Genomic DNA, 12,184 nt, shown 5'->3' with positions numbered 1-12,184 from the left:
GTCCCCACTCAGATCCGGTGCTTTTCGGAAACGGCTTCAAGCTCGCCTTCGCGAGACGAGGTCAGCACGTCCTCGGAATAGGTCGTGTCGACCTTGAACCAGTCGTAGAGCATCCACAGCGCCAGTACGACCGAGATGCCCCAGCAAACGTAAGACAGTCCCACCCACATGGTTTTTTCCCCTGTCGTCGAAGGTCTATTTGTCGTCAAACTTCTCGTTGATGACCTCGCGATATTCGCGATCGGAGGCACGAAACAGGAAGACGAAATAAGCGATCAGCACGACCGCCATGATGATCAGCGTCGGCCAGTCGATGATGTAATGGAAGCGGTTCTGGATGATGTCGTGCGCGGTCTCAGGCGTGTAGCCGAGCTTCTCCCAGATCGAGGCCATGGTCGCGTTCTGGCCGAGCGCGTCCCAGGTCTTGGCGTCGAGCGGGTCGATTGACTTCGCCGCCCCGGCGAAGCCGAGCTTCAGCGGCAGCCAAAGCGCCACGAAAATAGCGACCACCACGACCGCGATGTCGAAGACCTGTCCGGCCTTGCTCTGCTCCGGCGGGATATAGCGGGCCATGGTTTCTCCCTTCAGGATTGACGGTTGCGGGCGGCGTCGGCGTTCTTGATGTCGAGCCCGTAGATGAAATCCTTGTCTTCCTTGTAGTGGTTGATCATGGCCAGGATCGCCGCGGTGTTGAAGATCAGCACGGCTGCGGCTGCGACCGCCACCACGATCTTGATCCCGCTGTCGGGAATGTATGGCCATGTCATCAGGAGGACGAAGAGGATCGTCGCCCACAGGCAGACGATCAGGAGCACGGATCCGCGCACGTCGGAACGGTACAGCGCTTCGATGCGCTGCTGCAGGTCGGACATCGGTTTTCCCCTTCTGGCGACGTCCGGCCTCGAAAGCGGCCGGGCGTCCCACTCTTTCAACAGAGTGAAATTTTTTTCATAAATTCCGTCCGATCTCCGGAATTGTCAAGTCGGATTTACGCACCGTGAACCGTTTGTTTCAGGTCAAGAAATTTGCCTGACAATGAAATTATTTGCTTCAAGGGGATTGCGGGGCCTCGCCGTTTGCGGTCAATATTCGACCAAGCTCCTCCGCCAAGCAGGAGCAGGGAACAGCAACGACCTAAAGCGACTTAAATCGCACGGAGGACGATCGGATGACGGCATCCTGGAGATTCTCGACCCTGGCGGATCGCCATCGCGCGCTCGGCTCGAAACTCGAGGACTGGAGCGGTATGGGCACCGCCTGGACCTACGACAAGGACGCCGACGAGGAATATATCGCGATCCGCACCAAGGCCGGCCTGATGGACGTGTCCGGCCTGAAGAAGGTCCACATCACCGGGCCGCACGCCTCGCATCTCATCGACCTCGCCACCACGCGCGATGTGGAAAAAATCTATCCCGGCAAATCGGCCTATGCCTGCATGCTGAACGAGGCCGGAAAGTTTACCGACGACTGCATCCTCTACCGCACCGGTCCGAACTCGTGGATGGTCGTGCACGGCTCCGGCACCGGCCACGAGGAGCTGCAGCGTGCTTCGGTTGGGCGTGACGTGTCGCTGCGCTTCGACGACAATCTGCACGACCTTTCGCTGCAGGGTCCGACGGCGGTCGACTATCTGGCCAAGCACGTGCCGGGCATCCGCGACCTCAACTACTTCCATCACATGCAGACGCAGCTCTTCGGCTTCCCGGTGATGATCTCGCGCACCGGCTACACCGGCGAGCGCGGCTACGAGATCTTCTGCCGCGGCCAGGATGCCGGCACGATCTGGGACCGGATCCTCGACGAGGGCAAGAGCGCCGGCATCATCCCGTGCCGCTTCACCACGCTCGACATGCTGCGCGTCGAGAGCTACCTGCTCTTCTACCCCTACGACAATTCGCAGAAATATCCGTTCGAGAACGAAGGCCCCGGCGATACGCTGTGGGAGCTCGGCCTCGATTTCACCGTCAGCCCGGGCAAGACCGGTTTTCGCGGCGCCGAGGAGCATTACCGGCTGAAGGGCAAGGAACGCTTCAAGATCTATGGCGTGCTGCTCGACGGCAAGGAGCCGGCGGACGAAGGCGCGCCGGTCTATCGCGACGGCAGACAAGTCGGCGTGGTGACCTGCGCCATGTATTCGCCGCTGGTCGAGAAATCGATGGGCATCGCCCGGCTCGACGTCGATTGCGCCGTCAAGGACACCAAGCTCGATATCCGCAACAAGAGCGGTTCCATCAAGGCGACGGCGCAGCCCTTGCCGTTCGACGATCCGAAGAAAACCAAGCGCACCGCTAAGGGTTGAGGCATCATCAACAACCGGGAGGAGTTTCGAGGGCACTAGAGCATGATCCCGAAAAGTGGGAACCGGTTTTCGGAAAAGATCATGCTCCAACAAGGAGTTAGATCACCATGGCGTTTCAACGAAACGCCATGGTGATCTAAGGAAGAATGGCAGCCAAGACGATCATCAGCCGGCCTATCTACGGGACCCTGTCTCCGCGGCCCGGCAAGCATCATCTCTTCATCGCCGATGCCGAAGGCGCGCTCGCGATAACGGACATGGCCGGCAAGGCTCCGTCCGGCTTTTTCGATGGCGCGGAAATCGTCTTCATTCCAGGCCCCGAGGGCAAGCACATCGCGGCCCTCGAAGCGCTGAAGCCGAGGCAGCTCCATGTCGCGCCGTCCTTCGCCAGCCTGCTGCCGCGGCTGAAGCAGACGTTGACCAACGCCCATATGGGCCTGCGCGTCTATCTTGCCGGCACCGAGGGCCTGATCGGCCGGGCCATGCAGGTAGCGCTCGAAGCCGGCATCGATCACACCTCCATCGAGACCGACCATCGCGGCTCGCTGGCGCGGCGCATGCACTGCGTGCACTGCAAGGGCATCACCGAGAACGTGACGACGCAGCCCGCCACTTGTTCGCATTGCGGCCTGCTGCTCCTGGTGCGCGATCACTATTCGCGCCGGTTGGCCGCCTTCCAGGGCGTGTGCATCAACGCCGAGGATCGCTCCGAGATTCCTCCGATCGAGGAGGCCTTCCCATGAGCACCGGCACCACCAAGCTCGACGTCGTCGTCAGCGACGTCGTTCTCGTCAACGATCTCGTCACCCGCTTCCATTTCCGCCGCCGCGACGGCGAGCTGTTGCCGACCTTTTCGGGCGGCGCGCATGTCGTGGTCGAGATGCAAGACGGCGACCGCACCAGGCTCAATCCCTATTCGCTGATGGGCTCGCCGCTCGACACGCGCGAATACACGATATCGGTGCGTCGCGACGATGTCGGCCGCGGCGGCTCGCTGTTCATGCACCGGCAGGTCAAGCCTGGCCTGGAGATGGTGATCAGCTATCCGGTCAACCTGTTCTCGCTCGATCTCAGGGCAAAAAAACACCTGATGCTGGCCGGCGGCATCGGCATCACGCCGTTCATGGCGCAGACCGCGCAACTGGCAGGCGCCGGCGGCAATTTCGAATTGCACTACACCTGCCGCACGGCTTCGCTGGGCACCTATGCCGATGTGCTGCGGGAGCGCTACGGTAACCGGGTCAGGCTCTACCACGACGACCGCGAGGAGCGCATCGATCTCGAGCGGCTGTTGTCCTCGCAGCCGCTCGGCACGCATCTCTACGTCTGCGGCCCGGCCGGCATGATCAACTGGGTGCGTGGTCGCGCGGCGTCACTCGGCTGGCCGCCCGAAACCGTGCATTTCGAGCATTTCGCGGCGCCCCAGCCGGGCGCGCCCTTCGATGTGACCTTGGCCGTCAGCGGCAAGACGATCCATGTCGGCGAACAGCAGAGCCTGCTCGAAGCCATCGAGGCCGCCGGCGTCGACCCGCCCTATCTGTGCCGCGGCGGCGTCTGCGGTCAGTGCGAGACCAATGTGATCTCGTATGACGGCAAGTTCATCCACAACGATCACTGGCTGAGCGAGAAAGATCACCGTTCCGGCTGTAAGATCATGCCTTGCGTCTCGCGCTTCGAGGGCAAGTCGCTGGTCCTGGAAAGATAGGAGGCGAGCATGGGCATCACCTTTCGCAAGGAAACGTTTCGCGACGACTTCACCTTCAAGAACAGCCCGGAGCACATCAGGCGCTTTCCGTTCCCGTTCAACGAAGACGCCTACATGTACGCGGTCAACATCGAGCCGCATGTCGTCGGGCCGAAGGGCAGCGTGCTGGAAAACCTGATCGACGTGGACGAGCACTATGTCGCCGAGATGCAGGATCGCGCGCTGGTCTTGGCCGAGGATCCGCTGCGCTGCCAGTCGCTGCCGCACATGACCTTGGCCGGCTGGGACCTGCTCGAGCTTCTGATGGAGCAGCAGGCGCTCGGCTATCCCGAGCATTTCACGCTTGAGCGCAACGGCGACCGCTGGCGCTGGATCAACCGGCCGCTCGGCATTGACGACACCTTCACCTTCGGCGACACCTCGACGCTGCCTTACGGCCCGATGGAATACATCACCCGGCAGAGCCAGGGCGATTTCTGCATCCTCGACCAGCGCGACGGCAATCTGTGGATGGATGCCGGCATGGTCACCACCCAGGCCGACTGGTCGCTCGATTTCGATATCGGCATGAATTTCTTCGAATGGCACGCGCCGGTGCCGCTGGCGCATGAGAAGGGGATTTTCACGCGCGCGCTGAAATTCCTCACCAACATCCAGCAGGGCAAGCCGGCAAGGCGTCTCAACTGGACGATGACCATCAATCCACGCCTCGACACCAGCCCTGAGAATTATCACAAATGGGGTCCCGACCGCGCCACAGTCACGCCGGAGAATGTCGGCGACAAGGTGCATCTGCGCGTCGAATTGCAAAGCTTCTGGCGGCTGCCGCGCTCCAACGGCATCGTCTTCCCGATCCGCTGCTACCTGATCAAGATGGACGAACTGGTCACGCAGCCGAAATGGGCGCGCCGCCTGCACCGCGTCATCCGCGACCTGCCGGAAGAGCTTGCCACCTACAAAGGCTTGACCCGCTATCGCCCGACGCTGGTCGAGTGGCTGTCCAAGCTGGATGACGGCAGCCCGACTTCACCCGGTTTCGGGCCGGACTGAGGTGTATTGAAATTCAGGTCAGGCCGAGTCGAAAATGGTGGCTTCCGAGAACCGGAGCGGAGCGTACTTAAGTACGTGAGCACCGGAAGCGCAGGAAGCCGGCATTTGCAGGCCGGCCTCACCTGAATGTCAGTACACCTCAACCCGCGCTGTTTTGCGGATAGCAGATAATCGACAAATAGCGCATCGGCAGCTTTGTCAGCTCTTCCGGCCCATGCGGCGCATCGGCGTCGAAGAACAGGCTGTCGCCCGGCTTCATCGGATAGAGATTGTTGCCGTGGCGATAAACGACCTCGCCTTCGAGCATGTAGAGGAACTCCATGCCCGCATGCTGGAAGGTCGGGAACACGTCGGAATTCTCGGTCAGCGTGATGAGATAGGGCTCGACGACGACGCCGCTGGTGTTGGCGCCGATATGGCCGAGCAGATTGTATTGATGCCCGGCGCGCGTGCCGCGCCGTTCGACATCGACGCCTTCGCCGGCCTTGACGAAGACGGCGCTATGCTCTTCCTCGAAACGCCGGAAGAAGGCGGTCACCGGAACCCCAAGCGCCCGCGACAGCGCCTGCAGCGTCGTCAGCGATGGAGAGGTGATGCCGTTCTCGATCTTCGACAGCATGCCCAGCGAAATGTCCGTGGCGGCGGCGAGATCGGCAACCGTGATGCCGAGCTTCTTGCGGAACGCCCGCACCTCATGCCCGATCGCCACTTCCAGAACTTTTTCGCGCGTGTCGCGGATGGCATGCGGGTCTTGCATCAGCGGCGTGCGGATCGTGCGCCCGTCCGCCGACACAGGCTTCGACGGCGCCTTGCTCTTGATCGCCGCATCGGTGGGCCTGGTACCAGAAGTCTTGTTCGCCATGTCGCCCCCGATTCACGCGGATTTATTTCACTCAAGGTGAACTTATTCGGTCGCGATACAGGAGCGCAACCGCCATCGCAAGCCATCGGATGTCGCAGGGCTCGCCGGCCTGAACGCAACCGCCACCGCCTTTGCGCACAAAAACCATTTCGCGCAAACGCCGTTGCCTCAGATGTTTGTTGACAGCACCGAGGACCTAATTACTGTCACTGTCAGTGAAATTTGTTTCGCTGGGGAAATCAAAAAAAGAGGAGGTCCACCATGAAATCCCGTGTCGCCGTCATCGGAGCCGGACCGTCTGGCCTGGCGCAGCTCAGGGCCTTCAAGTCGGCCGCCGACAAGGGCGCCGAGATCCCGGAAATCGTCTGCTTCGAAAAGCAGAGCGACTGGGGCGGCCTGTGGAACTACACCTGGCGCACCGGCCTCGACGAGCATGGCGATCCGGTGCACGGCTCGATGTACCGCTATCTTTGGTCGAACGGCCCGAAGGAATGTCTAGAATTCGCCGACTACACGTTCGAGGAGCATTTCGGCCGGCCGATCGCCTCCTATCCGCCGCGCGCCGTGCTGTGGGATTACATCAAGGGCCGCGTCGAGAAATCGGGCTTGCGCGAATGGGTGCGCTTCAACAGCCCGGTGCGCATGGTGACCTTTTCCGACGAGACGAAGAAATTCACCGTCACCGCGCATGACCGCACCAACGACGTGACCTACTCGGAAGAGTTCGACAATGTCGTGGTCGCGTCGGGGCATTTCTCGGTGCCCAACGTGCCGTTCTTCGAAGGCTTTGCCACCTTCAACGGCCGCATCCTGCACAGCCATGATTTCCGCGACGCCATGGAGTTCAAGGGCAAGGACATATTGATCATCGGCCGTTCCTATTCGGCCGAGGACATCGGTTCGCAATGCTACAAATACGGTGCGAAATCGATCACCTCCAGCTACCGCTCCAAGCCGATGGGCTTCAAATGGCCGGAGAACTGGAAGGAAGTGCCGCTCCTGCAGAAGGTCGCCGGCAAGACGGCGCATTTCAAGGACGGCACCACCAAGGACGTCGACGCCATCATCCTTTGCACCGGCTATCTGCATTCCTTCCCCTTCCTGACCGACGACCTCAAGCTCAAGACCGCCAACCGCATGTGGCCGCTCGATCTCTATGAAGGCGTCGTCTGGGAGAAGAATCCGAAGCTGTCCTATATCGGCATGCAGGACCAGTTCTACACCTTCAACATGTTCGACGCGCAGGCCTGGTACGCGCGCGACGTCATCATGGGCCGCATCAAGCTGCCTTCCGCCGAGGCGATGGCCGAGCATGGCGCCAAGTGGCGGGCGCGCGAGGAAACGCTGGAGGACGCCGAGCAGATGATCTGGTTCCAGGGCGACTACACCAAGGAGCTGATGGACCAGACCGACTATCCGGGCTTCGACGTCGAGGCGGTCAACCACACCTTCATGGAGTGGGAGCACCACAAGATGGAAAACATCATGACCTTCCGCGACAACGCCTATCGCTCGCTGATGACCGGCACCATGGCGCCGGTCCACCATACGCCCTGGCTGCAGGCGTTGGACGATTCGATGGAGAGCTATCTCGAGGTGAAAGGCGTGGCGGCCGAGTAGCGGCTCGGCTCACACGTCGCGTATGTCGTGAAACGGTCAACCGATCGGGCGTCCCACCGGACGCCCATCAGCGACGTTTCGTTCTACCAGCAGACGTAGCCGCCGTCGACGATCAGGTCGAGGCCGGTAACGAAGCTTGACGCACGGCTGGCCAGGAACACGGTCGGTCCGACCATTTCCTCCGGTGCCGCCATGCGACCCATCGGCGTGTCGCGTTTGAAGATTTTTACTTCCTCCGCCACCTCGGGCCGCTTGTTCATCGGCGTCAGCGTGTAGCCCGGGCTGACGACATTGACGCGCAGGCCGCGGTCCGCCCATTCCATGGCGAGGCTCTTCGACATGTGTATGACAGCGGCCTTGGAGGAGTTGTAATGCGCCTGCGTCAGTCCCCGGTTGACGATGCTGCCCGACATGGAAGCAATGTTGATTATGGACCCCATGCGTCGGGGAAGCATGGCGCGGGCTTCTGCCTGACAGGACAAGAATACGCCCGCGACATTGACGTCGTGCACCTTGCGCCATTTCTCCAGCGACATGGTCTCGGCCGCTTCCGAGCCGGCGATGCCGGCATTGTTGACGGCGACAGTCAGTGCGCCGAGTTCGGCTTCGACACGATCGATCGCCGTTGCGAGATCGCTTTCGGAAGTGACGGTGCCAATCACTACCAACGCTTTCCTGCCAAGGTCCGTGATCCTTTGAGCGGTTTCCTCAAGCCCGCCCTTGGACGCATGGCCGAAGCAAGCGACGTCGGCGCCAGCTTCAGCCAGGCCGATCGCGATTGCCCGACCGATACCGCTGCCGGCGCCGGTGACCAGCGCGACGTCGCCATCCAGGCTGAAAAGATCCATCGCTCGCCCTCCCTTGTTCCAGGCAGGGTATGCGCTGAACCGCGCCTCGATCAAGTCGTGCCGATGCCGGTGGGTTCGGCGTCGTGCAGGCTCAGAAATAGCCGTCCGACGCCGCCGTCGCTTCCTTCGGGATTTCCACCCCGTCGACCAGGATCTTGTCGACCAGCTCGTGATGGAAGCAGACCAGCCCCTTGATGCGCTCGGCCTCATGCACCGGCTCGGGATAGTACCAGACGAGGTTCTCGTGCCGCTTCTTGGGCGTCGTCACATGATAGTAGTTGGAGATGCCCTTGTAGGGGCAGCGCGAGATGTAGCGGCTGGGCGAAAACATATCGAGCCGCGTGTCCGAGATCGGCAGGTAGTGGCGCACCGGATGTCCCGTCTCGAACAGGAACACGCCGCGCCGTGAATCGGCCACCTGCTCGCCGTCGAGGATCACCTGGACCCGCCGCGACGAAGGCAGGCAGTCGACGCGGCGGAACGGGTCGCGGGCGTGGACGAAGATCTCCTCGTCCTCTTCGTACCAGTGGGTCATCTTCGGCCAATAGAAGGAGATGTAGTCCGCGATCGGCGGACAGCCCTTGACGGGATCGAGGTAGCGCCAGGCGCCGTCCTCGACCAGCGTGATGCCGGTGTTGAGCGAATAATGCGTCGCGACGCCCTTGAACGGGTCTTCCGTCACCGTCCTGCTTGGCAGCAGGAACTCCTCGCGTACGTCGCTCATCGGGAAGTAATAGACCGGCAGATGATCGCTCTCCTGGAACACCAGCGCCTTGGTGGTGTCGGCGACGATCATCGACCCCACCTGCACGCGCAGCCGCTTGGGCGAGGGCATGGTGAAGGCGACGTAGCCCGGTTCGAACTCATACTGCACGATATTGTCGAGCACCGGGAAATGCGGCCCGCGGCCACGCAGATGGGGCTTGCGCATGGTCGTCGTCCTCTTCTCGGCGTTTGCGGCTAGAGCATGATGCCGAAAAGTGTGAAGCGGTTTTCGGACGACATCATGTTCTATCTCTTTGATTTTAGAGCCGGACGATTTCAGGTCGGCCCGACCTGAAATCGTCCGGCTCGGGTTCTTTCGCGCAACCATGGTCATGAGGCCACCGATACGCGATCGAGCAGCAGGCCGGCGGCGATCGGCGGCAGGCCCGTCACGTTCTTGCGCACCGGCACCAGAAGGTCCGGGAAATAGCTGAAGATCACCGGTGTCTCGTCGAGCAGCAGCTTCTGGATGTCGGAAGCGGCCTTGCGCTGCGCGTCGAGGTCGAGCGCCTTGAGATAGCCGGTGACCAGCCCGTCATAGGTCGCGTTCTTGAAATGCGCCGCATTCCACGGACCGTCGCTGACCAGCGGACTTTTCAGGAACACGTTCGGTACGCTGCGATGCGCGTAGTCGGTGATGCCGAGCGGGCTGTCCAGCCAGTCCGACTGGCCGAACACCGCCTTGCCGTAATATTTGTCCTGGTCCTCGATGTTGAGCGAGATGCGGGCGTCGATCTCCTTGGCGAAGTTCTGGAACAGCTGCGCATAACCCGGAATGTCGGAATAGCGCAGCGTCGTCAGCGTCATGTCGAAGCCGTTGGCTAGGCCCGCTGCCTCCATCAACTGCTTGGCCTTGGCGATGTCCTGCGTGCGCTGCGCCACCGACTTGTCGGTGGCCGGGAAGGCCGGTGCGAACGGGCTGTCATTGCCGGTGGCCGCCATGCCGTGGCAGAGACCGTCGACCAGCTTGGAACGGTCGATGCAGAGCGCCAGCGCCTGGCGCACGCGCTTGTCGGTGAACGGCGCCATGTCGCAGCGCATGTGGAGCTGGCGATGCGCGGTCGAGGCGACGCGTAGCACCGTGATATCGGGGTTGCCCAGTACCACCTGGCTGACGTCGAGCGGGATGGCGTCGAGCACGTCCACCTCGCCCGCCTGCAGCGCCAGGATGCGCGGCTGCACATCGCCATAGAACTTGAATTCGAGCCGGTCGGGCAGCGCCTTCTCGCCCCAGTAGTCGGGGTTGCGCACGAAGCTCGCGCCGACCTTCGGCGTATAGCTTTCGAGCCTGAATGGACCGGTGCCTTCGAAAGTCTTCTCGTAGTCGCCCTTGTAGCTCGCTGGCAGGATGACGGCGTTGTAATTGTCGATCGACACCGAATAGGGGAAGCTGCCGTTCGGCGCATCGAGGTGGAATTCGACGGTGTGGTCGTCGACCTTGCGCGTGCCGCCCTTCGATAGCAGGCCCTTGAACACCGAGAGCGCGTTGGACGTGCCGCTCGGATCGGCAAGACGATCGAATGTCGCCACGACATCGTCGGCCTTGAAGTCCTCGCCGTTGTGGAATTTCACGCCCTTGCGCAGCTTGAAAGTCCACACGCTGCCGTCGGCGTTGGGCGACCAGCTCTCCGCCAGCACCGGTTTTAGTGTGAGGTCCGGCTGCGTGATGCAGAGAAATTCCGCGGTCTGGAAGACCAGCTGATAGCTGCCGCTGTCATAGAAGGTGACCGGGTCGATGGCGCCGCCGGGCACGGCAATGCCGGCACGCACCGTGCCGCCGGGCTTGCCTTCGGCGCGCGCCTGCGGAGCGCCGAGGCCGACCGCCGAAGCGATGCCGCCGAGGAAGGGCAACGACAGGCCGAGCACGCTGCCATGGCGAAGGAACTCCCGCCTGCCGATCCTGCTGCCGAGCAATTCATCGATAGCGGAATTTTCGATTGCGCTGAGAGACTTGCGGGCGGCGTCGATGGTCCTGAAATGCTTCGGCATGGCTGCATTCCTCGCTTCTTGCGGATATGCCGCCATTTAGGTCACTGTTGACCACAGGCGGAAAGCGATATTTTTTGATTGCAGCCATCGAAATTTTCGATGGCGGTCCACCGAAAGGCTGCAAACAATGGACACCGAGAATCTGCGCAGTTTCCTGGAGGTCGCGACGCATGGCAGCTTCACCGTCGCGGCCAATCGGCTGAATCTCGCACAGTCCACCGTTAGCGCGCGCATTCGCGGCCTCGAAGAGCAGTTGGGCCGCAAGCTGTTCGTCCGCGACAGCGACGGCGTCACGCTGACGCCGGCCGGCCGGCAGTTCCTGCCGCATGCCTCGACGATCACCCGTACCTGGGAGCAATCGCGGCAGGACATCGCGGTTCCCGATGGCTATGAGACGCTGCTCAGGCTGACCGCGCCCGCCTATCTTTGGGACAGCATAACCTCGCCCTGGATCGCCTGGATGCGGGAGAGGCGGCCGAATGTGGCGCTGCGGCTGGAAGGCAGTTTCCCGGACCTGGCGGTCGACCAGATAGCCGAGGGCCTGCTCGACATCTGCATCCTCTATCTGCCGAAGCCGCATCCGGGCATCGTCTATGAGACGCTGGCGGTCGATCAGGTGGTGCTCGTCCAACACACGGGGCAGCCCGGATCGTGGACCGACAACTACATCCTGATGGATTGGGGGCTGGAGTTCCGCATCGAGCACGATCGTGCCTTTGCCGGTGTCGTGAAGCCCGCCATCTCGGCCGGGCTGGTGTTCATCGGGCTACAGCACGTCCTGTCGCAGAAGGCGGCCGCTTACCTGCCGCTCAGCGCGGTGAGCGCGCATATCGAGCGCGGCGAGCTGAAGCGCGTCGAGGGCACGCCCGTGTTCCAGCGCCCGATCTACCTTGCCTACCCCGCCAACCCGGCGTCGTCCGACGCTCTCGACATTGCACTAAAAGGCCTGCGCATGCTGGTCAGGGACTGGTCGGATGCCAGCGGCTTTGCCGAGGGCGACCGCGCCCTCGGCATGGCGGATGCGCTCCACGCGCCTTGATCGC

At 62.1% G+C, this 12,184-nt stretch carries 13 protein-coding genes; 6 read left to right on the top strand and 7 right to left on the bottom strand.

What is annotated here, in order from left to right; genetic code table 11:
• Window positions 1–8: 8 nt before the first annotated feature.
• The 3 genes from AC0L2L_RS09050 to AC0L2L_RS09040 are packed head-to-tail and all read right to left on the bottom strand — an operon-like array spanning window position 9 to window position 872.
• Window positions 9–170: a hypothetical protein gene (locus AC0L2L_RS09050; RefSeq protein WP_473577657.1), complete on the bottom strand. Its 162-nt coding sequence runs from the start codon at window positions 168–170 to the stop codon at window positions 9–11.
• Window positions 171–195: 25 nt separating this feature from the next.
• Window positions 196–573 (bottom strand): hypothetical protein, encoded by a 378-nt coding sequence (locus AC0L2L_RS09045; RefSeq protein ID WP_027164522.1) that lies wholly within the window; start codon window positions 571–573, stop codon window positions 196–198.
• An 11-nt stretch (window positions 574–584) separates the two neighbouring features.
• Window positions 585–872 (bottom strand): hypothetical protein, encoded by a 288-nt coding sequence (locus AC0L2L_RS09040; protein WP_027164523.1) that lies wholly within the window; start codon window positions 870–872, stop codon window positions 585–587.
• Between the two features lie 296 nt (window positions 873–1,168).
• Between AC0L2L_RS09040 and AC0L2L_RS09035 the strand changes: the two genes are divergently transcribed.
• The 4 genes from AC0L2L_RS09035 to AC0L2L_RS09020 all read left to right on the top strand — a co-directional run bounded on the left by AC0L2L_RS09035 (window position 1,169) and on the right by AC0L2L_RS09020 (window position 5,057).
• Complete coding sequence (locus tag AC0L2L_RS09035) at window positions 1,169–2,302, top strand: aminomethyl transferase family protein (protein WP_473577655.1); 1,134 nt, start codon at window positions 1,169–1,171, stop codon at window positions 2,300–2,302.
• Window positions 2,303–2,448: 146 nt separating this feature from the next.
• Entirely contained in the window at window positions 2,449–3,045 is a 597-nt protein-coding gene (locus tag AC0L2L_RS09030; RefSeq protein ID WP_473577653.1) for a dimethylamine monooxygenase subunit DmmA family protein, read from the top strand.
• Window positions 3,042–4,007, top strand: a complete 966-nt coding sequence (locus AC0L2L_RS09025; RefSeq protein ID WP_473577652.1) for a PDR/VanB family oxidoreductase — start codon at window positions 3,042–3,044, stop codon at window positions 4,005–4,007. Before AC0L2L_RS09030 ends, AC0L2L_RS09025 begins: the two co-directional genes overlap by 4 nt.
• 9 nt (window positions 4,008–4,016) lie before the next feature.
• Window positions 4,017–5,057: a heme-dependent oxidative N-demethylase family protein gene (locus tag AC0L2L_RS09020; protein WP_140785345.1), complete on the top strand. Its 1,041-nt coding sequence runs from the start codon at window positions 4,017–4,019 to the stop codon at window positions 5,055–5,057.
• 139 nt (window positions 5,058–5,196) lie between these two features.
• Here AC0L2L_RS09020 and AC0L2L_RS09015 read toward each other — a convergent pair whose 3' ends face one another.
• Window positions 5,197–5,919: a helix-turn-helix domain-containing protein gene (locus AC0L2L_RS09015; RefSeq protein WP_473577650.1), complete on the bottom strand. Its 723-nt coding sequence runs from the start codon at window positions 5,917–5,919 to the stop codon at window positions 5,197–5,199.
• 261 nt (window positions 5,920–6,180) lie between these two features.
• Between AC0L2L_RS09015 and AC0L2L_RS09010 the strand changes: the two genes are divergently transcribed.
• Window positions 6,181–7,539 (top strand): NAD(P)-binding domain-containing protein, encoded by a 1,359-nt coding sequence (locus AC0L2L_RS09010; RefSeq protein WP_473577648.1) that lies wholly within the window; start codon window positions 6,181–6,183, stop codon window positions 7,537–7,539.
• Window positions 7,540–7,622: 83 nt separating this feature from the next.
• Here the strand turns inward: AC0L2L_RS09010 and AC0L2L_RS09005 are convergent, their stop codons facing one another.
• The 3 genes from AC0L2L_RS09005 to AC0L2L_RS08995 all read right to left on the bottom strand — a co-directional run bounded on the left by AC0L2L_RS09005 (window position 7,623) and on the right by AC0L2L_RS08995 (window position 11,141).
• Entirely contained in the window at window positions 7,623–8,387 is a 765-nt protein-coding gene (locus AC0L2L_RS09005) for an SDR family oxidoreductase (protein ID WP_473577646.1), read from the bottom strand.
• 91 nt (window positions 8,388–8,478) lie between these two features.
• Entirely contained in the window at window positions 8,479–9,318 is an 840-nt protein-coding gene (locus AC0L2L_RS09000) for a DUF427 domain-containing protein (protein ID WP_051333834.1), read from the bottom strand.
• Window positions 9,319–9,482: 164 nt separating this feature from the next.
• Window positions 9,483–11,141: an ABC transporter substrate-binding protein gene (locus tag AC0L2L_RS08995; RefSeq protein ID WP_473577644.1), complete on the bottom strand. Its 1,659-nt coding sequence runs from the start codon at window positions 11,139–11,141 to the stop codon at window positions 9,483–9,485.
• 127 nt (window positions 11,142–11,268) lie between these two features.
• Here AC0L2L_RS08995 and AC0L2L_RS08990 point away from each other — a divergent pair, with 127 nt between their 5' ends.
• Window positions 11,269–12,180: a LysR family transcriptional regulator gene (locus AC0L2L_RS08990; protein ID WP_473577640.1), complete on the top strand. Its 912-nt coding sequence runs from the start codon at window positions 11,269–11,271 to the stop codon at window positions 12,178–12,180.
• The last annotated feature ends 4 nt before the right edge of the window (window positions 12,181–12,184 follow it).

This window comes from Mesorhizobium sp. WSM4832 (genome assembly GCF_055811115.1).
Note: the sequence above shows the minus strand (reverse complement) of the source record. Positions and strands in the feature narration are given on the sequence as shown.

Bases quoted from the DNA above. Each gene is read 5' to 3' on its own strand.
- AC0L2L_RS09020 (WP_140785345.1), top strand. From the start codon at position 4,017: ATGGGCATCACCTTTCGCAAGGAAACGTTTCGCGACGACTTCACCTTC.
- AC0L2L_RS09010 (WP_473577648.1), top strand. From the start codon at position 6,181: ATGAAATCCCGTGTCGCCGTCATCGGAGCCGGACCGTCTGGCCTGGCG.
- AC0L2L_RS09025 (WP_473577652.1), top strand. From the start codon at position 3,042: ATGAGCACCGGCACCACCAAGCTCGACGTCGTCGTCAGCGACGTCGTT.
- AC0L2L_RS08990 (WP_473577640.1), top strand. From the start codon at position 11,269: ATGGACACCGAGAATCTGCGCAGTTTCCTGGAGGTCGCGACGCATGGC.
- AC0L2L_RS09015 (WP_473577650.1), bottom strand. From the start codon at position 5,919: ATGGCGAACAAGACTTCTGGTACCAGGCCCACCGATGCGGCGATCAAG.
- AC0L2L_RS09040 (WP_027164523.1), bottom strand. From the start codon at position 872: ATGTCCGACCTGCAGCAGCGCATCGAAGCGCTGTACCGTTCCGACGTG.
- AC0L2L_RS09000 (WP_051333834.1), bottom strand. From the start codon at position 9,318: ATGCGCAAGCCCCATCTGCGTGGCCGCGGGCCGCATTTCCCGGTGCTC.
- AC0L2L_RS08995 (WP_473577644.1), bottom strand. From the start codon at position 11,141: ATGCCGAAGCATTTCAGGACCATCGACGCCGCCCGCAAGTCTCTCAGC.
- AC0L2L_RS09005 (WP_473577646.1), bottom strand. From the start codon at position 8,387: ATGGATCTTTTCAGCCTGGATGGCGACGTCGCGCTGGTCACCGGCGCC.
- AC0L2L_RS09030 (WP_473577653.1), top strand. From the start codon at position 2,449: ATGGCAGCCAAGACGATCATCAGCCGGCCTATCTACGGGACCCTGTCT.
- AC0L2L_RS09035 (WP_473577655.1), top strand. From the start codon at position 1,169: ATGACGGCATCCTGGAGATTCTCGACCCTGGCGGATCGCCATCGCGCG.
- AC0L2L_RS09050 (WP_473577657.1), bottom strand. From the start codon at position 170: ATGTGGGTGGGACTGTCTTACGTTTGCTGGGGCATCTCGGTCGTACTG.
- AC0L2L_RS09045 (WP_027164522.1), bottom strand. From the start codon at position 573: ATGGCCCGCTATATCCCGCCGGAGCAGAGCAAGGCCGGACAGGTCTTC.